The 21,137-nt window shown below is 38.0% G+C and carries 21 protein-coding genes and 1 other annotated feature; all 21 genes read left to right on the top strand.

The genetic code is table 11. The annotated features are described in order from the left end of the window. Nucleotides 1-132 precede the first annotated feature (132 nt). The 21 genes from NHG49_RS19820 (at nucleotide 133) to pyrE (ending at nucleotide 21,093) form a co-directional block, all read left to right on the top strand. Entirely contained in the window at nucleotides 133-411 is a 279-nt protein-coding gene (locus tag NHG49_RS19820; RefSeq protein WP_142289349.1) for a YlmC/YmxH family sporulation protein, read from the top strand. Between the two features lie 120 nt (nucleotides 412-531). Continuing rightward, nucleotides 532-1,350, top strand: a complete 819-nt coding sequence (pgeF, locus tag NHG49_RS19815; RefSeq protein WP_064475091.1) for a peptidoglycan editing factor PgeF — start codon at nucleotides 532-534, stop codon at nucleotides 1,348-1,350. Further along, nucleotides 1,347-2,021 carry a YggS family pyridoxal phosphate-dependent enzyme gene (locus NHG49_RS19810; protein ID WP_064474973.1) on the top strand — a complete coding sequence of 225 codons (675 nt, stop codon included), beginning with the start codon at nucleotides 1,347-1,349 and terminating at the stop codon, nucleotides 2,019-2,021. Before pgeF ends, NHG49_RS19810 begins: the two co-directional genes overlap by 4 nt. 19 nt (nucleotides 2,022-2,040) lie before the next feature. Beyond that, nucleotides 2,041-2,511, top strand: coding sequence for a cell division protein SepF (locus NHG49_RS19805; protein ID WP_064474974.1), 471 nt, complete (start codon nucleotides 2,041-2,043; stop codon nucleotides 2,509-2,511). A 6-nt stretch (nucleotides 2,512-2,517) separates the two neighbouring features. Continuing rightward, entirely contained in the window at nucleotides 2,518-2,781 is a 264-nt protein-coding gene (locus tag NHG49_RS19800) for a YggT family protein (protein WP_064474975.1), read from the top strand. Between the two features lie 15 nt (nucleotides 2,782-2,796). Further along, nucleotides 2,797-3,564 (top strand): YlmH family RNA-binding protein, encoded by a 768-nt coding sequence (locus tag NHG49_RS19795; RefSeq protein ID WP_088047255.1) that lies wholly within the window; start codon nucleotides 2,797-2,799, stop codon nucleotides 3,562-3,564. Between the two features lie 89 nt (nucleotides 3,565-3,653). Continuing rightward, on the top strand, nucleotides 3,654-4,160 hold the full coding sequence (gene divIVA / locus NHG49_RS19790) for a septum site-determining protein DivIVA (RefSeq protein ID WP_001131609.1): 507 nt from the start codon (nucleotides 3,654-3,656) through the stop codon (nucleotides 4,158-4,160). Between the two features lie 51 nt (nucleotides 4,161-4,211). Beyond that, nucleotides 4,212-4,435: a binding site (T-box leader), on the top strand. 71 nt (nucleotides 4,436-4,506) lie between these two features. Then, nucleotides 4,507-7,272, top strand: a complete 2,766-nt coding sequence (gene ileS2 / locus NHG49_RS19785; RefSeq protein ID WP_088047256.1) for an isoleucine--tRNA ligase — start codon at nucleotides 4,507-4,509, stop codon at nucleotides 7,270-7,272. Between the two features lie 157 nt (nucleotides 7,273-7,429). Next, nucleotides 7,430-7,759 (top strand): TraR/DksA C4-type zinc finger protein, encoded by a 330-nt coding sequence (locus tag NHG49_RS19780; protein WP_001004658.1) that lies wholly within the window; start codon nucleotides 7,430-7,432, stop codon nucleotides 7,757-7,759. Between the two features lie 124 nt (nucleotides 7,760-7,883). Further along, the gene (gene lspA / locus NHG49_RS19775; RefSeq protein ID WP_000642186.1) at nucleotides 7,884-8,342 is read left to right on the top strand and encodes a lipoprotein signal peptidase LspA; all 459 of its coding nucleotides are present in this window, start codon (nucleotides 7,884-7,886) and stop codon (nucleotides 8,340-8,342) included. Between the two features lie 4 nt (nucleotides 8,343-8,346). Continuing rightward, nucleotides 8,347-9,255: an RluA family pseudouridine synthase gene (locus NHG49_RS19770; protein ID WP_088047257.1), complete on the top strand. Its 909-nt coding sequence runs from the start codon at nucleotides 8,347-8,349 to the stop codon at nucleotides 9,253-9,255. A gap of 203 nt (nucleotides 9,256-9,458) precedes the next feature. Beyond that, on the top strand, nucleotides 9,459-10,001 hold the full coding sequence (pyrR, locus tag NHG49_RS19765; protein WP_001156490.1) for a bifunctional pyrimidine operon transcriptional regulator/uracil phosphoribosyltransferase: 543 nt from the start codon (nucleotides 9,459-9,461) through the stop codon (nucleotides 9,999-10,001). 146 nt (nucleotides 10,002-10,147) lie between these two features. Continuing rightward, entirely contained in the window at nucleotides 10,148-11,431 is a 1,284-nt protein-coding gene (gene uraA, locus NHG49_RS19760; RefSeq protein WP_064474979.1) for a uracil permease, read from the top strand. A 148-nt stretch (nucleotides 11,432-11,579) separates the two neighbouring features. Next, on the top strand, nucleotides 11,580-12,494 hold the full coding sequence (gene pyrB / locus NHG49_RS19755) for an aspartate carbamoyltransferase (RefSeq protein WP_088047259.1): 915 nt from the start codon (nucleotides 11,580-11,582) through the stop codon (nucleotides 12,492-12,494). Beyond that, nucleotides 12,478-13,764, top strand: a complete 1,287-nt coding sequence (pyrC, locus tag NHG49_RS19750; RefSeq protein WP_088047260.1) for a dihydroorotase — start codon at nucleotides 12,478-12,480, stop codon at nucleotides 13,762-13,764. The genes pyrB and pyrC overlap by 17 nt, the downstream gene beginning before the upstream one ends. Beyond that, nucleotides 13,761-14,858: a carbamoyl phosphate synthase small subunit gene (locus tag NHG49_RS19745; RefSeq protein WP_088047261.1), complete on the top strand. Its 1,098-nt coding sequence runs from the start codon at nucleotides 13,761-13,763 to the stop codon at nucleotides 14,856-14,858. Before pyrC ends, NHG49_RS19745 begins: the two co-directional genes overlap by 4 nt. Beyond that, nucleotides 14,843-18,061 carry a carbamoyl-phosphate synthase large subunit gene (carB, locus tag NHG49_RS19740; protein WP_149173475.1) on the top strand — a complete coding sequence of 1,073 codons (3,219 nt, stop codon included), beginning with the start codon at nucleotides 14,843-14,845 and terminating at the stop codon, nucleotides 18,059-18,061. The genes NHG49_RS19745 and carB overlap by 16 nt, the downstream gene beginning before the upstream one ends. Further along, on the top strand, nucleotides 18,058-18,837 hold the full coding sequence (gene pyrK / locus NHG49_RS19735; RefSeq protein WP_000983346.1) for a dihydroorotate oxidase B electron transfer subunit: 780 nt from the start codon (nucleotides 18,058-18,060) through the stop codon (nucleotides 18,835-18,837). Before carB ends, pyrK begins: the two co-directional genes overlap by 4 nt. After that, a complete protein-coding gene (pyrD, locus tag NHG49_RS19730) occupies nucleotides 18,834-19,745 on the top strand; it encodes a dihydroorotate oxidase B catalytic subunit (RefSeq protein WP_002121858.1) in 912 nt (303 codons plus the stop codon). The genes pyrK and pyrD overlap by 4 nt, the downstream gene beginning before the upstream one ends. A gap of 2 nt (nucleotides 19,746-19,747) precedes the next feature. Next, nucleotides 19,748-20,464 (top strand): orotidine-5'-phosphate decarboxylase, encoded by a 717-nt coding sequence (gene pyrF, locus NHG49_RS19725; protein ID WP_048563196.1) that lies wholly within the window; start codon nucleotides 19,748-19,750, stop codon nucleotides 20,462-20,464. Continuing rightward, nucleotides 20,461-21,093, top strand: coding sequence for an orotate phosphoribosyltransferase (pyrE, locus tag NHG49_RS19720; protein WP_064474984.1), 633 nt, complete (start codon nucleotides 20,461-20,463; stop codon nucleotides 21,091-21,093). Before pyrF ends, pyrE begins: the two co-directional genes overlap by 4 nt. Nucleotides 21,094-21,137: the final 44 nt, after the last annotated feature.

Here is a 21,137-nt window from a genome sequence, read left to right as displayed (position 1 = left end):
AGTTTGTCTTCGCTCATAGTAGGGAAGCTGTGTTCATATAATGAAAATAATATGGAATTAGTAGAGGGTGCTTCCTGTTAATTTGAGAAACAGTGTTTTTTCAATTCGTCATATATAAGGGAGAGGATGAAAATGAAAAGAATTTCAGAGTTACAGATGAAAGAGATAATAAATGTTTCAGATGGAAAAAGGCTTGGGAATATTGGAGATATTGAAATTGATATGAACACAGGGAAGATCGGGTCTATTATTATTTCCAAACAGGCACGTATGTTGGGGATCTTTGGAAAGGATGTAGAAATTGTAATTCCTTGGGAGGAAATTATGAAAATTGGGGAAGATGTCATACTTGTAAGAGTAAATCCTGTTAATTCTGTAACAGAATCAATACAAACACCGACAATTTCATAAAGAATATTACAAATTCCTCTTTTTTTTCTGTTGGCATTATGAAAAAATAAAAGTATGGTAAAATAGACAGGAAGTACCATGCTTTTTTATGTTATTTTAATTAAAAGGAGCCGCTTTGTTATGAGAGAACCATTTAAATATGTGGACGGTATATTGTATTTACAAGCGTGGAAAGAACTTGGAAACATTACTGCTGGATTTACGACAAAAGATGATGGGGTAAGTACGGGCTCCTTTCATGCGATGAATTTAGGATTACATGTGAATGATATCGTGGAGAATGTTCATGAAAACAGACGCATTTTAGCAAATAAGTTACAAAAACCATTAGAAAACTGGATTTGCTCTGAACAAGTTCATGATCATCATGTTGAAAAAGTAGGACAACAGGAAAAAGGAAGTGGCGTCTATTCATATGAAGACGGCATTTCAAAAACAGATGGCATTTATACGACTAATAATGATGTTCTTCTAACATCATGTTACGCGGATTGTGTTCCACTCTATTTTTATGCGCCATCACATGGTATGATAGGACTTGCGCATGCTGGATGGAAAGGGACTGTAAAAGAGATTGCAAAGGAAATGATTCAAAAATGGAATGCAGAAGGGGTTTCAAGCGATGAAATTCATGTTGCAATTGGACCAGCAATTGGGTCTTGTTGTTACGTTGTTGATGATAGAGTGTTAACAGCAGCAGAGCAAGTAGTAAACGGTTCTGTCCCTTATAAAAAAATTTCTGATGGGCAGTACGCAATTAATTTAAAAGAAATTAATCGTATATTATGTGTACAAGCAGGCATAAAAGAAGAGAATATTGTAATGTCATCTCTTTGTACAAGCTGTGAAAAACAACTATTTTTCTCTCATCGTCGTGATCAAGGTAAGACGGGGAGAATGTTGAGTTTCATAGGTTTTAAGGAGGAAGAAAGCAAGTGACAGTACAAAAAAATTTAACAACTGTAAACGAAGAAATTAAACAATCTTGCGCACGAGCGGGACGTTCTTTGCAAGATATTAAACTCGTTGCAGTTACAAAAACGGTAGGAATTGAAAAGACAAACGAAGTAATTGAAGCTGGAATTAGCGATTTAGGTGAAAATAGAAATGAAGGTTTCTTACAGAAGTACGAACATTTCGGTTCAAAAGTGAATTGGCATTTTATTGGATCATTACAAACGAGAAAAGTAAAAGAAATCATTAATGAAATTGATTATTTACATTCGTTAGATCGACTTTCACTTGCAAAAGAAATTCAAAAACGTGCTGATAAGAAAGTGAAATGTTTTATTCAAGTGAAAACATCATCTGAAGAATCAAAGCAAGGATTGGCAATAGAAGAAACCGTTTCTTTCATTCAAAGTTTGCAAGAATTGGATAAGATTGAAGTGGTTGGACTAATGACAATGGCTCCGTTTACAGAAGAAGAGGACGAAATCAGACGCTGTTTTAAGGAGTTACGTATGCTACAAACAGAGGTGCAGGAGCTAGAATTATTACATGCGCCATGTAAAGAATTATCAATGGGAATGTCTAATGATTACACGATTGCAATTGAAGAAGGTGCTACATATATTCGTTTGGGGACGATTTTAGTAGGAAAAGCGTAAAAGGAAGGAGAATCTTATTATGAGTTGGTCAAAAGTAAAATACTTCTTTTTTGATACACCGGAAGAAAAAGAAGCAGCTCAATATAGTTATGAAAAGGAGCAAACAGACATGAAGAAGCAGCAAGATCCGCCAGAACAACAAGATGTTACGTTTCCAAAAGCGCAACCGAAACAAAATGTTGTGAGCATTGAAACGGCAAAGCAATCTTCAAAAGTTGTTTTATTAGAACCACGCACATATTCGGAAGCGCAAGGGATTTCGGACCATTTAAAAGGTAGACGAGCTGTTGTGATTAATTTACAACGAATGTCTACTGATCAAGCTGTACGTATCGTTGACTTTTTAAGTGGTACTGTATACGCTATAGGCGGGGATATTCAAAAAATAGGACCGAAAACATTTATGTGTACACCTGAAAATGTAGATATTGTTGGTGCAATTTCAGAGTTATTCGGTGAAGAAGAAGACACAAATATAAAGAGGTGGTAATACGCCATGGAAACAGTTTTAAGGCTTTTAGTTTATGCTATCGAGATTTACTCGTGGGCACTTATTATTTACATTCTCCTATCATGGTTCCCGGGTGCAAAGGAATCAACTTTCGGAGATATTCTTGCGCGTATTTGTGAACCGTATTTAGAACCATTTCGCAGATTTATTCCGCCGCTTGGTATGATTGATATCTCTCCACTCGTTGCGATTTTCACGTTAAAGCTTGCTACGAATGGTTTAATAAGTATATTCAACTATTTCTTATAGTAAGAGGTTAAATAAATGAGCATCTATGAACATTTCAGACCCGATGAAGAGGTCTTTGTGGATAAGGTGTTAGAGTGGAAGCGAGCAGCGGAGTACCATCAAGTGAAGTTAACAGACTTCCTTGATCCAAGACAACAACAAATTGTCACTATGGTAATAGGACAAGGGGATGTTGCTGTACAGTTTGATGGTGCAACGCCTCATGCAGAGCGTAAGAGAGCACTCATTTATCCGGACTATCTAGTAGTGAATGAAGAGGAATTTCAAGTAGAAGTATTGGAAATTGACTATCCTTCCAAGTTTTATACGCTAGAACATAGGCAAATATTAGGTACATTTATGTCTCTCGGTTTAACGAGAGAAAAATGTGGTGATATTTTGCTTCAAGAAGATCGTGCCCAAATTGTAGTCGCGAAAGAAGTTGTATCTTATATTGAGATGAACTTACAATCTATAGCAAAAGTGAAAGTCTCCTTATCACCAGTGCAAGGAGAAAAAATTCTACAGATGCAAGAAACGTGGGGAGAGAAATCTGGAACGGTTTCTTCACTTCGTTTAGATGTTATGTTAGCTGAAATGTTACATATATCCAGACAAAAAGTACAACCTTTCATAAAAAATGGTTTAGTAAAAGTTAATTGGAAAACAGTGGAGCAAACTTCTTATGAATGTTATCCAGGAGATGTTTTTTCAGTAAGAGGATATGGACGAAGTAAATTGTTTTCTGTAGAAGGTAGAACAAAGCGCGACAAATGGAGAATTTTGTATGGTATACTAAAATGATTGGTTTTTTAGAAGGAAATCCTCCTATTTTGTCGAAGAAAAGATATAATTGAAAGAGGAAATTTAGATAACTACTTGGAGGTGGCGTTGTGCCGTTAACACCATTAGATATTCATAACAAAGAATTTGGTCGCGGATTCCGTGGCTATGATGAAGATCAAGTAAATGAGTTTCTTGATCAAATTATCAAAGATTATGAATTAGTCATTCGTGAGAAAAAAGCTTTAGAAGAAAAAGTTGCGCAATTAGAAGGGAAGTTAGATCATTTCTCTAATATTGAAGATACGTTAAACAAATCTATCATCGTTGCACAAGAAGCAGCGGAAGAAGTAAAACGTAATGCGCAAAAAGAAGCAAAATTAATCGTACGTGAAGCAGAAAAGAATGCAGACCGTATTATTAACGAAGCGTTAGTAAAATCAAGAAAAGTTGCTTTTGATATTGAAGAGCTAAAGAAACAAGCGAAAGTATTCCGCACTCGTTTCCGTATGTTATTAGAAACACAGCTTGAAATGTTAAACAACGATGATTGGGATAAACTAATTGAGTTAGAAGACGAAGTAGATGAACTGTTGAAAAAAGAAGAAACAGTGTAAGCTTGACGTTTTTCTCATTATTACATATAATTTTAAACAACATATTTATTAAGAAAAACGAAGATAGGGATAAGTACCTTTTCAAACCTTATATAGCGAACTGAGGATGGTGTAAGCTCAGGATAAGGAGATAATGGGAATATCACCCTGGAGTTCCGCGCTGAACAAATAGAGTAAGCGTAGGCGTATATTCGCGTTAAGAATATAAAGAGGATTGTATACATACGTATAGGATCTACTAGGGTGGTACCGCGGGAGACTTTCTCGTCCCTTTTTGGGATGAGAAGGTCTCTTTTTTATTCCGTTTTTTAAGTGTTTCTTTTATACATGTAAGGAGGAATTGAGCATGGAGTACAAAAATACATTACTAATGCCAAAAACAGAGTTCCCAATGCGTGGGAATTTACCAAAACGTGAGCCTGCAATGCAAGAACAGTGGGCTGAAATGAATATTTATGAAAAGGTACAAGAACATACGAAAGGTCGTCCTTTATTTGTACTGCATGATGGACCTCCATATGCGAATGGTGACATTCATATGGGACATGCATTAAATAAAGTGTTAAAAGACTTTATTGTTCGTTATAAATCAATGACTGGTTACTGCGCACCATATGTACCAGGTTGGGATACACACGGTTTACCAATTGAGCAAGCTTTAACAAATAAAGGTGTAAAGCGTAAAGAAATGACAGTTGCTGAGTTCCGTAAGTTATGTGCAGAGTATGCATATGAACAAGTAGAACGTCAACGTGAACAATTTAAGCGTCTAGGTGTACGTGCAGATTGGGATAACCCATATATTACTTTAGAGCCGGCTTATGAAGCGCAACAAATTAAAGTGTTCGGTGATATGGCGAAAAAAGGTTATATTTATAAAGGACAAAAACCAGTTTACTGGTCTCCAACGAGTGAATCAGCTTTAGCAGAAGCTGAAATTGAATACCAAGATAAAAAATCAGCATCTATTTACGTAGCATTCCCTGTAAAAGATGGAAAGAACGTATTAGAAGGTGATGAGAAATTCATTATCTGGACAACAACACCTTGGACGTTACCTGCAAACTTAGGTATTTCTGTTCACCCAGAACTTGAATACGCTATTGTAAAAGTAAATGATGAAAAATATATTATTGCTTCTGAACTATTTGAGACAGTTGCAAAAATGTTAGAGTGGGAAAATGCTGAAGTTGTGAAAACGGTAAAAGGTAGCGAACTTGAGTATACAGTTGCAAAACATCCATTCTACGATCGTGATTCATTAGTTATGCTAGGAGATCACGTAACAACAGATGCAGGTACAGGTTGTGTTCATACAGCACCAGGGCACGGGGAAGATGACTTCGTTGTTGGTAAAAAGTATGGATTAGAAGTACTTTGCCCAGTTGATGATAAAGGTGTATTAACAAATGAAGCACCTGGATTTGAAGGCTTATTCTATGATAAAGCTAACAAGCCAATTGCAGAAAAATTAGAAGAAGTAGGCGCGTTACTGAAACTAACATTCATTACGCATTCATACCCACATGATTGGAGAACGAAAAAACCAATTATTTTCCGTGCGACAGCACAGTGGTTTGCATCTATTGAAGCGTTCCGTAAAGAATTATTAGAAGCTGTTGCGGAAACAAAATGGGTACCAGCATGGGGAGAAACTCGTCTTCATAATATGGTTCGTGACCGTGGTGACTGGTGTATTTCTCGTCAGCGTGCATGGGGTGTACCAATCCCTGTATTCTATGCAGAGAATGGTGATCCAATTATTACAGATGAAACAATTAACCATGTAGCAGATTTATTCCGTGAGCACGGTTCTAACGTATGGTTTGAGCGTGAAGCGAAAGATCTATTACCAGAAGGATTTACACATATAGGTAGCCCAAATGGTGAATTCCGTAAAGAAACAGACATCATGGATGTATGGTTCGATTCAGGTTCTTCTCACCAAGCAGTATTAGAAGAGCGCGAAGACTTACAACGTCCAGCTGATTTATATTTAGAAGGATCTGACCAGTATCGTGGTTGGTTTAACTCTTCATTATCAACAGCAGTTGCTGTAACAGGTAAAGCTCCATATAAAGGCGTACTAAGCCATGGTTTCGTATTAGATGGTGAAGGACGTAAAATGAGTAAGTCGATTGGAAACATCGTCGTACCGAAGAAAATTATGGATCAATTAGGTGGAGATATTTTACGCTTATGGGTATCTTCTGTTGACTATCAATCTGATGTACGTATTTCAGATGATATTTTAAAACAAGTAGCAGAAGTGTATCGTAAAATCCGTAACACATTCCGTTTCTTATTAGGAAACTTAGATGACTTTAAGCCAAGTGAAAATACAGTAGCTGTAGCTGAACTTCGTGAAGTAGATCGTTACATGTTAGTGAAATTAAATGACTTAATTACAAAAGTAAAAGAAGCATATGAAACATACGACTTCGCTGCTGTGTATCATGCAATTCATAACTTCTGTACAATTGATTTAAGTTCATTCTACTTAGACTTTGCAAAAGACATTTTATACATTGAAGGTGCAAACCATGAAGATCGTCGTGCAATTCAAACTGTATTATATGATGTTCTTGTTGCATTGACGAAACTTGTAACACCAATCTTACCGCATACAGCTGATGAAGTATGGCCATACATTCCAGGTGTAACAGAAGAAAGTGTACAACTAACTAACATGCCAGAAGCTGTACAATTAGATGGTGCGGAAGCATTAAAAACAAAATGGGATGCATTTATGACGCTGCGTGATGACGTATTAAAAGCGTTAGAAGTAGCTCGTAATGAGAAAGTAATCGGTAAGTCATTAAATGCAAGTATTACGCTATATCCGACTGTAGAAATGAAAACTATGTTAGAGTCTATTAGCGAAGACTTGAAGCAATTATTCATCGTTTCTGAGTATAAACTTGGTGGTATGATGGAAGAAGCGCCAGCAGATGCGCCAAAATATGAGCATACAGCGGTTGTTGTTGCTCAAGCAACTGGTGAAACATGTGAACGTTGTTGGGTAGTTTCAGAAACAATTGGTAAAGATGCTGAACATGCAACATTATGTGAGCGTTGTGCAACAGTTGTTAAAGAAAACTATGTAAAATAATAAAAAAACTGACTGTGCATAAGTACAGTCAGTTTTTTTATTGATGATATATTAAAATAACTTTCACTCTCTTTCCTATGAAGGAAAAATGTGTGTGAGGTAAGCATAGAAATTTCGGACACACTAATCGTACATTGCAGCTGGGAGGAATGTACACGTGAATGAAATGTATATGGAAATCAAAGAAGAATTGCAATTGATGCGAAAAGAGTTACAAGAGAGGCTAGCTAAAGAGGTCATGCACAAATATGATACAGAGTTTAGCGAAGAGCTTGGATATGAAATTAAGGAAGAGATAAAGAAAAAACTCCTATTACATGATATAAAAGAGGACTTAAAAGATGTAGAACGTGCATTATTTAAAATGGAGATAGATATGTATGGTATTTGTGAAGAAACGGGGAGAGCAATTTCGGTAAAACAAATGAAGACGATGCCGACTGCCCGTACCATTCATGAATTTTTCTATGAAAAAGTAAATGTATGAATGCGCACAACGATATTATATTACCTTTTTTAAATTTATTTTATTCTTCTATAAAGGTTCATTGTGAAAAGGTTGCAGCTATGCTAAAATTTTGAGGTACACTGTCTTTGTGGGGGAAATGAAAATGATATATTATGTAATAGCGTTATTTGTCATTGCCATCGATCAAATATCGAAATGGCTAATTGTAAAGAACATGGAATTGGGTACGAGCATTCCGATTATCGATAATGTATTATACATAACATCACATCGAAATAGAGGAGCTGCCTGGGGGATTTTAGAAAATAAAATGTGGTTTTTCTACATTATTACAGTCGTTTTTGTAGTATTTATCGTAATTTATATGCAAAAATATGCGAAAACAGACAAACTTCTAGGGATTTCATTAGGTCTAATATTAGGCGGAGCAATTGGTAATTTCATTGATCGTGTATTTAGACAAGAAGTAGTGGATTTCATTCACGTGTATATTTTCTCGTACAACTATCCAGTATTCAATATAGCTGATTCAGCATTATGTATTGGTGTTGTATTAATTATTATTCAAACATTATTAGAAGGCAAGAAAACGAAGGAGTAATTGAATGAGTGAAGTAGTACAAGTAACAGTTGCAGAAGAACAAAAAAGTGAGCGAATTGATAAATTCGTTGCAGAAATAAACAGTGAATGGTCACGTTCACAAGTACAACAATGGATTAAAGATGATGTCGTTACAGTTAATGGAAAATCGGTAAAAGTGAATTATAAAGTTAAAGAAAACGATGAAATTACAGTAACGATTCCTGATCCAGAAGAGTTAAATATCCAAGCAGAAGATATGGGCTTAGAAATTTATTATGAAGATGCAGATGTACTCGTTGTAAATAAGCCACGTGGTATGGTTGTACATCCAGCTCCAGGGCATACAAGCGGTACGCTTGTAAACGGACTTATGCACCATTGTACAGACCTGTCAGGTATTAACGGTGTAATGCGTCCTGGTATTGTGCATCGTATTGATAAAGATACATCTGGACTATTAATGGTTGCTAAAAATGATGTGGCGCATGAGTCACTTGTAAATCAACTTGTAGCAAAAACAGTAACAAGACGTTACAAAGCGATTGTACACGGTGTGATTCCGCATGATAAAGGAACGATCGATGCACCAATTGGTCGCGATAAGAAAGAACGTCAAAGCATGACAGTTGATGAAAATGGTAAGAATGCTGTTACGCACTTCCAAGTGTTAGAACGCTTTAAAGATTTTACACTTGTAGAATGTCGCTTAGAAACGGGACGTACGCACCAAATTCGTGTTCATATGAAATATATTGGCTATCCACTTGCAGGAGATCCGAAGTATGGTCCGAAGAAAACATTAGACATGAATGGACAAGCACTTCACGCAGGTATTTTAGGGTTTGACCATCCCCGTACTGGTGAATATATTCAGTTTGAGGCACCGATTCCAGAAGTGTTTGAAGACGCATTAAATATTTTACGGAAATAGTATTGACAAATCATAAGAAAACTGAGATACTGACAACAGTTAAATAATGATCCTTTAACACAGCCCCGTGAGGTTGAGAAGGTAACGGTTTGAAATGCATAGGGTATGTTGTACCCTTTTTTCAAAAGTCCTCTCGCACACGCTGAGAGGACTTTTTTTATACCATTACTCTCACGCAAGAAAAAAGCTTGGAGGTGTAGAGCATGCAAGAGAAAGCTGTCGTTTTAGATGACCAAATGATTCGCCGCGCTTTAACACGAATTAGTCATGAAATCGTGGAACGAAATAAAGGTGTCGATAATTGTGTTCTTGTCGGAATTAAAACGCGTGGAATTTTTATTGCACAACGTTTGGCAGAACGAATTGGTCAAATTGAAGGAAAAGAAATGGAAGTTGGAGAGCTAGATATTACGTTATATCGTGATGATCTAACACTACAATCGAAAAATGAAGAACCACTTGTAAAAGGTTCTGATATCCCTGTAGATATTACGAAGAAAAAAGTTATCCTTGTGGATGATGTATTATATACAGGAAGAACAGTTCGAGCAGCAATGGATGCTCTTATGGATTTAGGTAGACCATCACAAATCCAACTGGCGGTTCTTGTTGATAGAGGTCATCGTGAACTACCAATTCGCGCTGATTATGTAGGAAAGAACATTCCAACATCAAGTGAAGAGCGTATCGAAGTTGATTTGCAAGAGACAGATCAACAAGATCGAGTAAGCATATACGATAAGTAAAGCCCTTTTAAATGTAGTCCTGTGAGGCTGCCAAAGGGTCTTGGCTTTCATATGTCAAATTTGGCATACGAAAGTGTAGGACTCTTTGTGCACAGGCACAAAGAGTTTTTTTATTGCAAAGATTTAAACTGAAGGAGGATGTAACAATGGAACAAAAGCCAGTATTAGACGTTAATGAAGTACCGAAACCGGGAAAATGGTTATTTTTAAGTATACAACATTTGTTCGCGATGTTTGGATCAACAGTGCTTGTTCCGTTTTTAACAGGATTGAATCCGTCAGTAGCATTAATATCAAGTGGATTAGGAACGCTAGCGTTTCTTCTTATAACGAAAGGTCAAGTACCTGCCTATCTAGGATCATCATTCGCCTTTATCGCACCGATTATAACAGCGAAAACAGCAGGTGGACCTGGAGCAGCAATGCTCGGTGGTTTGCTAGCAGGGCTTGTGTATATCTTAATCTCACTCGGAATTAAGAAGTCAGGATCAGAGTGGATTATGAAATTACTTCCGCCAATCGTAGTTGGTCCAGTCGTAATGGTAATCGGTCTCGCTTTAGCACATACAGCAGTTAACATGGCGATGAACGGTGCGGATGGCAAATATAGCTTTACACACTTTTCAGTAGCATTAGTAACATTAGCAATTACAATTATCTGCTCTATATTCGGAAGAGGATTTTTCAGTATCATACCAGTGCTACTGGGCATTATCGGCGGATATATCTTCGCTTACTTCCAAGGGCTAGTAAATTTAAAGCCGGTGGCTGAGGCAAAATGGTTTGTTGTACCAGATTTCACAGTGCCATTTGTAACATATACTCCGGAGTTTTCGTGGAAGATTGTACTCTTGATGGTACCAGTTGCACTAGTAACAATTTCAGAGCATATCGGACATCAAATTGTACTTGGAAATGTTATTAAAAGAGATTTAATTGAAAAACCAGGCTTACATCGCTCGATATTCGGTGATGGTATAGCAACATTAATTGCATCACTAATCGGTGGACCACCGAATACAACGTATGGTGAAAACATTGGTGTGCTAGCAATTACGAGAGCATACAGCGTATACTTATTCATCGGCTCAGCAGTGTTCGCAATCATGTTCGGATTTATCGGTAAGATTTCGGCACTGATTCATTCGATCCCAACACCGGTTATGGGTGGAGTATCAATCTTACTATTCGGTGTAATCGCATCAAGTGGATTACGCATGATGGTAGATGAGAAAACGGACCTAAGTGACAAACGAAACTTAATGATTGCATCAGTAATACTAGTAATCGGTATTGGTGGAGCGGTACTGCAAGTAGGAGAATCGTTCCAAGTAGAAGGAATGGCACTAGCAGCAATTGTAGGTGTACTATTAAATCTACTACTACCGGAAACGAAACAAATAAAACAATCTAAGCAGATTGCTTCATAATAATAACCTTTTAATTCAGTCCTGTGAGACCGGAAAGGGTGGCTTCTTTCTTGCACCCTAGTCTCACACGACTAGGGTATTTTTATGCAAATGTTGTTATAAAAATACAAAAGTGGTAACATAAAAATCAGAAAGATGAGGGATGACGATGAGCCATTTGTTAACGATGAGTGAATTATCGGAAGTAGAAATTTCAGAAATCCTAAAAGACGCAGAAGATTTCGCGAATGGAAAAGAGAGCAAACCGACAGAGCAAACTTTTGTTGCGAACTTGTTCTTTGAGAATAGTACGAGAACGAGATTTAGCTTTGAAGTTGCTGAGAAGAGATTAGGACTTGAAGTTTTAAACTTTTCAGCGGATGCATCTAGCGTACAAAAAGGAGAAACTTTATACGATACGATAAGAACACTAGAATCAATCGGAACAAAAGCGGTGATCGTCCGCCATGAGCAAGATCGCTACTTCGATGAACTAAAAGATCAGGTAAATATCCCAATCTTAAACGCTGGAGATGGATGTGGAAACCACCCAACGCAGTGCCTACTCGATCTTCTTACAATTAAACAAGAGTTTGGAAGATTTGAAGGATTAAAGATTGCGATAGTAGGAGATGTTCGTCATAGCCGAGTAGCACGTTCTAATGCAGAAGCATTAACGAAACTGGGTGCAACAATTTACTTTGCAAGTCCAGAAGAGTGGAAAGATGAAGACAGCACATTTGGAACATACAAACCATTAGATGAACTTGTTTCAGAAGTGGATGTAATGATGTTACTTCGTGTACAACATGAGCGTCATGATCATTATGAAACAGACATTATGAAAGAGTATCATGAGAAACACGGATTAACAGTGGAAAGAGAAAAGCGTATGAAAGAAGGAAGCATTATTATGCATCCAGCTCCTGTAAACCGTAATGTTGAAATTGCAAGTGAACTTGTTGAGTGTGAGCGTTCACGCATATTTAAACAAATGGAAAATGGAGTTTACGTAAGAATGGCTGTACTAAAACGCGCCTTACCAAATGTATTAGGAGGAATGAAACATGAATTACTTGTTTAAAAATGGTCGTTATATGAATGAAGAAGGAAAAATCGTAGTAACAGATCTTCTCGTACAAGACGGTAAAATCGCTAAGGTAGCAGAAAATATTACGGCAGATAATGCTGAAGTAATCGATGTGAACGGAAAGTTAATCGCACCTGGATTAGTAGATGTACACGTACATCTTCGTGAACCAGGTGGTGAACATAAAGAAACAATTGAAACAGGTACACTAGCAGCGGCAAAAGGTGGATTCACTACAATTTGTGCAATGCCAAATACACGCCCAGTACCAGATTGCAGAGAACATATGGAAGACTTGCAAAAACGTATTAAAGAAAAAGCGCATGTCAACGTACTACCATACGGAGCAATTACAGTACGCCAAGCTGGTTCTGAAATGACAGATTTCGAAACATTAAAAGAACTTGGAGCATTTGCTTTCACTGATGACGGTGTAGGCGTACAAGATGCTAGCATGATGTTAGCTGCTATGAAGCGTGCAGCGAAATTAAATACGGCAGTAGTTGCACACTGTGAAGAGAATACTCTTATTAATAAAGGTTGTGTACATGAAGGGAAGTTTTCTGAGAAACACGGATTAAACGGTATCCCATCAGTATGTGAATCTGTACATATTGCAAGGGATATACTGCTTGCTGAAGCGGCCGATTGTCACTATCACGTATGTCACGTAAGTACGAAAGGTTCTGTACGCGTAATTCGAGATGCGAAACGCGCTGGAATTAAAGTAACAGCAGAAGTAACACCTCATCACTTAGTGTTATGTGAAGATGATATCCCATCAGCTGATCCTAACTTTAAAATGAACCCACCGCTTCGTGGAAAAGAAGATCACGCAGCACTAATTGAAGGATTACTAGATGGAACGATCGATATGATCGCAACTGACCATGCACCGCATACAGCGGAAGAGAAAGCACAAGGAATTGAAAGAGCACCATTCGGAATTACTGGTTTTGAAACAGCATTCCCACTTCTATACACACACCTTGTGAAAAAAGGAATTATTACATTAGAGCAGTTAATTCAATTCTTAACAGAAAAGCCAGCTGATACATTCAGCTTAGAAGCAGGTCGCCTGAAAGAAGGTAGAACAGCTGATATTACAATCATTGACTTAGAACAAGAAGAAGAGATTGACCCAACAACATTCTTATCAAAAGGAAAAAATACACCATTCGCAGGTTGGAAATGCCAAGGATGGCCGGTAATGACAATCGTTGGTGGTAAGATCGCATGGCAAAAGGAGAGTGCATTAGTATGAAAAGACAACTTATCTTAGAAGATGGAACAGTATTAATTGGAAAAGGTTTCGGAGGAGAAATTGAAAAGTCAGGTGAGGTTGTATTCACAACAGGAATGACTGGATATCAAGAAACATTATCTGATCCATCATATTGCGGTCAAATCGTAACATTCACGTACCCATTAATCGGAAACTACGGCATCAACCGTGACGATTTTGAATCGATTCACCCATCTGTAAATGGTTTAATCGTAAACGAAATTTGTGATCATCCATCAAACTTCCGTAATGAAATTTCGTTAAATGATTACTTAAAAGAAAGAAATATCCCAGGGTTAGCAGGAATTGATACAAGAAAATTAACGAGAAAAATTCGTCAATACGGTACATTACGTGGACGTCTATGTAACATGGATGCAGATGTAGAATACATCGTAAGCCAATTAAAAGCGACAGTATTTACAGATCACGTGAAACGCGTATCAACGAAAGATCCATACCCAAGCCCAGGCCGTGGACACCGAGTTGTACTTGTAGACTTCGGAATGAAACATGGTATTTTACGAGAATTAAATAAACGTGACTGTGATGTAATTGTAGTACCTTACAATACAACAGCAGAAGAAATTTTACGCCTTAGCCCAGATGGAATTATGTTAAGTAACGGACCTGGAGATCCGAAAGATGTACCAGAAGCAATTGAAATGTTAAAAGACATTATCGGTAAAGTTCCTTTATTCGGAATTTGCTTAGGACATCAACTATTCGCTCTAGCATCTGGTGCGAATACAAGTAAGTTAAAATTCGGTCACCGTGGTTTAAACCATCCAGTAAAACATCTTGCAACTGGAAAAGTAGCAATTACATCTCAAAATCATGGTTACGCAGTAGAAGAAGAATCAGTTAAAAATACAGACCTTGAAATTACACATGTTGCTTTAAATGATGGAACAGTAGAAGGTCTTCGTCATACGAAGTTCCCAGCATTTACAGTGCAATACCATCCAGAAGCTTCAGCAGGACCAGAAGATGCAAATGATTTATTCGAAGATTTCTTAGAAATGATTGAAAACTTCAAGAAAGAAGGGGAAGAGTTATGCCAAAACGCCTAGACATTAACACAATTTTAGTAATCGGATCAGGACCAATTGTAATTGGGCAAGCAGCAGAGTTTGACTACTCTGGTACACAAGCTTGTCAATCTCTTAGAGAAGAAGGTTACAAAGTAATCCTTGTTAACTCTAACCCAGCAACAATTATGACAGATACTGCAACAGCAGATAAAGTATATATAGAACCATTAACATTAGAATTCGTAAGCCGTATCATTCGTAAAGAACGTCCAGATGCAATCTTACCAACATTAGGTGGTCAAACAGGTCTAAATATGGCTGTTGAACTTGCGAAATCAGGCATACTTGAAGAGTGCGGAGTTGAAATTTTAGGAACAAAATTATCAGCAATCGAGCAAGCGGAAGATCGTGATTTATTCCGTACACTAATGCAAGAATTAAATGAACCAATTCCATCTAGTACCATTATTCATACGCTAGAAGAAGCACATGAATTTGTAAAAGAAATTGGTTATCCAGTTATTGTTCGCCCAGCATTTACAATGGGGGGAACAGGTGGCGGAATCTGTAGTAATGAAGAAGAACTAATTGAAATCGTATCAGGTGGATTAAAACATAGCCCAGTAACACAATGTTTATTAGAGAAGAGCATTGCTGGTTGTAAGGAAATTGAATATGAAGTAATGCGTGATTCGAATGATAACGCGATTGTAGTATGTAACATGGAAAATATCGATCCAGTTGGGGTTCACACAGGTGATTCTATCGTTGTAGCACCGAGCCAAACATTAAGTGACCGTGAGTATCAAATGTTACGAAACACTTCATTAAGAATTATTCGCGCATTAGGAATTGAAGGTGGATGTAACGTTCAGCTTGCACTTGATCCACATAGCTTCCAATACTATGTAATCGAAGTAAACCCGCGTGTAAGTCGTTCATCTGCACTAGCATCTAAAGCAACTGGATATCCAATTGCGAAATTAGCTGCGAAAATTGCAGTTGGCTTAACATTAGATGAAATTATAAACCCAGTAACACAAAAAACATACGCTTGCTTCGAGCCAGCATTAGACTATGTTGTTTCAAAAATTCCACGTTGGCCATTTGATAAGTTTGAATCAGCAAACAGAACACTTGGTACACAAATGAAGGCAACTGGTGAAGTTATGTCAATCGGACGTAACTTAGAACAATCATTATTAAAAGCGATCCGTTCTTTAGAACTTGGCGTTTATCACTTAGAGTTAGAGCATTTAAAAGAGCTTAATAAAGCAACAATGAAAAAACGCATTATAAAAGCTGATGATGAGCGACTGTTTATTGTAGCAGAAGCAATTCGTCAAGGTGTAACGAAAGAAGAAATCAACGATTGGTGTGAAATGGACTTCTTCTTCTTACAAAAAGTTGAAAATATCGTAAACATGGAACGCGAAGTAAAAGCAAGTGTAGGAAATATGGAAGTATTACAATCAGCAAAAGAAATGGGCTTCAGTGACCATTACATCGCCAGTGCTTGGAACAAAACAGAGCGTGAAATTTACGATATGCGTAAAGAAAGCAATATAACTCCTGTTTATAAAATGGTAGATACTTGTGCGGCAGAGTTTGAATCTGCAACACCATACTACTACAGCACATATGGTGACGAGAATGAATCGGTTAGAACAGATCGTAAGAGTGTTGTCGTACTAGGGTCTGGTCCAATCCGTATCGGTCAAGGGGTTGAGTTTGACTATGCAACAGTTCACTCTGTATGGGCAATTAAAGAAGCTGGATATGAGGCAATCATTGTTAATAACAATCCAGAAACAGTTTCAACAGACTTCAGTATTTCTGACAAATTATACTTTGAACCATTAACAATTGAAGATGTAATGCACATTATCGATTTAGAAAAGCCAGAAGGTGTTATCGTCCAATTCGGTGGACAAACGGCAATTAACTTAGCTGCTAAATTAGAGGCTCATGGTGTGAAAATCTTAGGAACATCACTTGAAGATTTAGACCGTGCAGAAGATCGTGATAAGTTTGAAGCAGCTCTAACACAGCTTGGTATCCCGCAACCAGTTGGTAAAACAGCAACGACTGTAGAGCAAGCGGTAGCAATCGCTGACAAAATTGGTTACCCAGTATTAGTAAGACCATCTTACGTACTAGGTGGACGCGCGATGGAAATCGTATATCGTCAAGAAGAACTGCTGCACTACATGAAAAATGCGGTTAAAGTTCACGCAGATCACCCAGTATTAATCGACCGTTACATGGTTGGTAAAGAAATTGAAGTAGATGCAATTTCAGATGGTGAGAATGTGTTCATTCCAGGTATTATGGAACATATTGAACGCGCTGGAGTTCACTCTGGTGACTCAATCGGAGTATATCCACCACAAAGCTTATCTGAAAAACTGAAAGAACAAATTATTGAACATACAATTGCACTTGGAAAAGGTTTAAATATTGTTGGATTACTAAACATTCAGTTTGTAGTATTCAAAGATGAAGTGTATGTAATTGAAGTAAATCCACGTGCGAGCCGTACAGTACCATTCTTAAGTAAAATTACAGGCGTACCGATGGCGAATGTTGCAACGAAAGTTATTTTAGGTCAAGATCTTGTAGAGCAAGGATATGGAACTGGTTATCACCCAGAAGAGAAAGAAGTGTATGTAAAAGCACCGGTATTCTCATTCGCGAAGCTACGTTCAGTTGATACAACATTAGGACCTGAAATGAAATCAACAGGGGAAGTAATGGGGAAAGACTTAACACTTGAAAAAGCATTATACAAAGGGTTAGTTGCTTCAGGAATTAACATCCCAACGCACGGATCAGTAATCATTACTGTAGCGGATAAAGATAAAGAAGAAGCAATGGAAATTGCAAAACGTTTCCACGAAATCGGATATAACTTATTAGCAACAGCTGGAACAGCACAATCGTTAGCAGAGCAAAACATTCCAGTGCAAGTTGTAAATAAAATTGATTCTGAAGAATACAACTTACTTGATATTATCCGTCAAGGAAAAGCACAGTTTGTAATCAATACATTAACAAAAGGCAAACAACCAGCGCGTGATGGTTTCCGCATTCGCCGTGAATCAGTAGAAAATGGTGTGGCTTGCTTAACATCACTTGATACAACGAGAGCAATCTTACGAGTACTAGAATCTATGACATTCTCAGCTCATTCAATGAAAGAAATTACGCAAACGAAGCGTCACGAGGTGGTACATGCATGATGCAAAAGCAAAATATGATCGTCGTTAACCAAAAAGAAATCGCAAAAAACATTTACGAATTAGTGCTTCAAGGGGATCTTGTGCAGCAAATGAACGATCCAGGGCAGTTTGTACACATTAAGGTAGCAGAGGGCATTACGCCCCTTCTGCGCCGCCCAATTAGTATTTGTAATGTCGATCAAGACAAAAACGAATTTACAATGCTATATCGTGCGGAAGGACAAGGAACAAAAACATTAGCGAAAAGAAAACAAGGTGAACTTGTAGATGTGTTAGGACCACTTGGACATGGTTTTCCTGTAGAAGAAGCGGAAGCTGGACAAACGGCTCTATTAGTTGGAGGGGGAATTGGTGTACCACCACTATATGAATTGTCACAGCGTCTTGTAGCAAAGGGAGTACGCGTTATTCACATCTTAGGTTTCCAAACGAAAGATGTTGTCTTCTATGAAGAGAAATTCGCAGAGCTTGGTGATACGTATGTTGCAACAGTTGATGGTACGCACGGTACAGAAGGCTTTGTAACAGATGTAATTGATAGCTATGGAATTGACTTTGACATTCTATATTCATGTGGACCTTTAGCGATGCTTCGTGCATTAGAAGGACGCTATAAAGAGAGAAAAGCCTACATTTCATTAGAAGAGCGTATGGGCTGTGGCATTGGAGCATGTTTCGCCTGTGTATGCCATTTACAAGCAGATCCGAGTGGACATTCTTACAAGAAGGTGTGTAGCGACGGACCAGTATTTCCAATCGGGGAGGTTGTACTATGAACAGATTGCAAGTTGAATTACCAGGGTTATCATTAAAAAATCCAATCATCCCAGCATCTGGTTGCTTCGGATTTGGTCGTGAGTATGCACAGTTCTATGATTTAAGTGTACTTGGATCAATTATGATTAAAGCGACAACAGAACAGCCTCGTTACGGAAACCCAACGCCTCGTGTTGCGGAAACACCAGGCGGAATGCTAAATGCAATCGGGCTTCAAAATCCTGGATTAGAAAAGGTAATGAATTCTGAATTACCTTTTCTCGAGCAATTTGATCTTCCGATTATTGCAAATGTTGCTGGCTCACAAGCTGAGGATTATGTAGCAGTTGCGAAGGAAATTTCAAAGGCACCTAATGTTCATGCGCTAGAATTAAATATTTCTTGTCCAAACGTAAAAACGGGTGGTATCGCTTTTGGTACGAATCCTGAAATTGCTGCTGATTTAACGAAGCGAGTAAAAGAGGTTTCTGAAGTACCTGTATACGTAAAATTGTCACCGAACGTGGCAAACATTGTGGAGATTGCAAAAGCAATTGAAAATGCGGGTGCGGACGGTTTAACGATGATTAATACATTGCTTGGTATGCGTCTAGATTTAAAAACTGCAAAACCAATTTTAGCAAACCGTACAGGCGGATTATCAGGTCCTGCGATTAAGCCAGTAGCGATTCGTATGGTACATGAAGTAAGCCAAGCGGTTAACATTCCGATTATCGGAATGGGTGGTATCGAAACAGCGGAAGATGTAATTGAATTCTTCTACGCTGGCGCAAGCGCAGTTGCAGTTGGAACAGCGAACTTTATCGATCCGTTCGTATGTCCGACAATTATTGAAGAATTACCAGCATTACTAGATGAATTAGGATTTGATCACATTTCGGAATGTCAAGGAAGGAGTTGGAAGTAAGTATGTCACAGACGTTAATCGTTGCATTAGATTTTCCAGGGAAACAAGATGTAGAACAATTCCTGCGCCACTTTGAAGGGGAAGAGTTATTTGTCAAAGTAGGTATGGAGTTATTTTACAAAGAAGGCCCTGCGATTATTACGTACTTAAAAGAAAAAGGACATAAGATCTTTCTAGATTTAAAACTTCATGATATTCCGAATACAGTAAAAAGCGCTATGCGTAGCCTAGCTAGTCTAGATGTAGATATGGTAAATGTTCATGCTGCTGGGGGAAGCAGTATGATGAAAGCCGCGATTGAGGGATTAGAGGAAGGTAAGCAAGAAGGAAAAGAGAGACCGATTTGCATTGCAGTTACACAACTAACAAGCACTTCGGAAGCTATGATGAAAAAAGAGATCGGCATTGAGAAAACGTTAGAAGAAGCGGTTGCTCATTATGCAAAACTAACGAAAGAAAGTGGACTTGATGGCGTTGTTTGTTCAACACTGGAAGTTCCAAAATTACGTGAAGTATGCGGAAATGAATTTGTAACAGTAACACCGGGGATTCGTCTTGCAAGCGATGATGTAAATGACCAGGTGCGCGTAGCAACACCGAAACGTGCGAGGGAACTTGGCTCAAGCTACATCGTAGTTGGACGTAGTATTACAAAAGCAGAAAATCCGCTTGAAGCGTATAAAACAGTAAAACAACAGTGGGAAGGTGTAACAGTATGAAAAAAGAAATCGCATCGCATTTATTAGAAATTGGAGCAGTATTTTTACAACCGAATGATCCATTTACTTGGTCTTCAGGTATGAAATCACCAATTTATTGTGATAACCGTTTAACTTTATCTTATCCAAAAGTACGTCAAGCGATTGCAGCTGGATTAGAAGAGTTAATTAAAGAGCACTTCCCAACTGTAGAAGTTATTGCAGGAACAGCAACTGCTGGTATTGCGCACGCTGCATGGGTAAGTGATCGTATGGATTTACCAATGTGCTACGTACGTAGTAAAGCAAAAGGTCACGGTAAAGGGAACCAAATTGAAGGAAAAGCTGAAAAAGGTCAAAAAGTAGTAGTAGTAGAAGACTTAATTTCAACTGGCGGTAGTGCAATTACATGTGTAGAAGCACTTCGCGAAGCTGGATGTGAAGTATTAGGAATCGTATCAATCTTCACATACGAGCTAGAAGCAGGAAAAGAAAAACTAGAAGCAGCTAACGTAGCATCATACTCTTTAAGCGACTACAGTGCATTAACTGAAGTAGCAGCAGAAAAAGGTATGATTGGACAAGCTGAAATGAAAAAATTACAAGAGTGGCGTAAAAATCCAGCAAATGAAGCTTGGATTACAGCGTAACACGAAAAAAAACGACCGCGGGGGAACGCGGTCGTTTTTTATAT

The organism is Bacillus sp. IBL03825 (genome assembly GCF_024712505.1).
In the GTDB taxonomy this organism is placed as follows: Bacteria; Bacillota; Bacilli; order Bacillales; family Bacillaceae_G; genus Bacillus_A; species Bacillus_A wiedmannii.
This window is presented reverse-complemented; position numbering and strand designations above follow the sequence as displayed.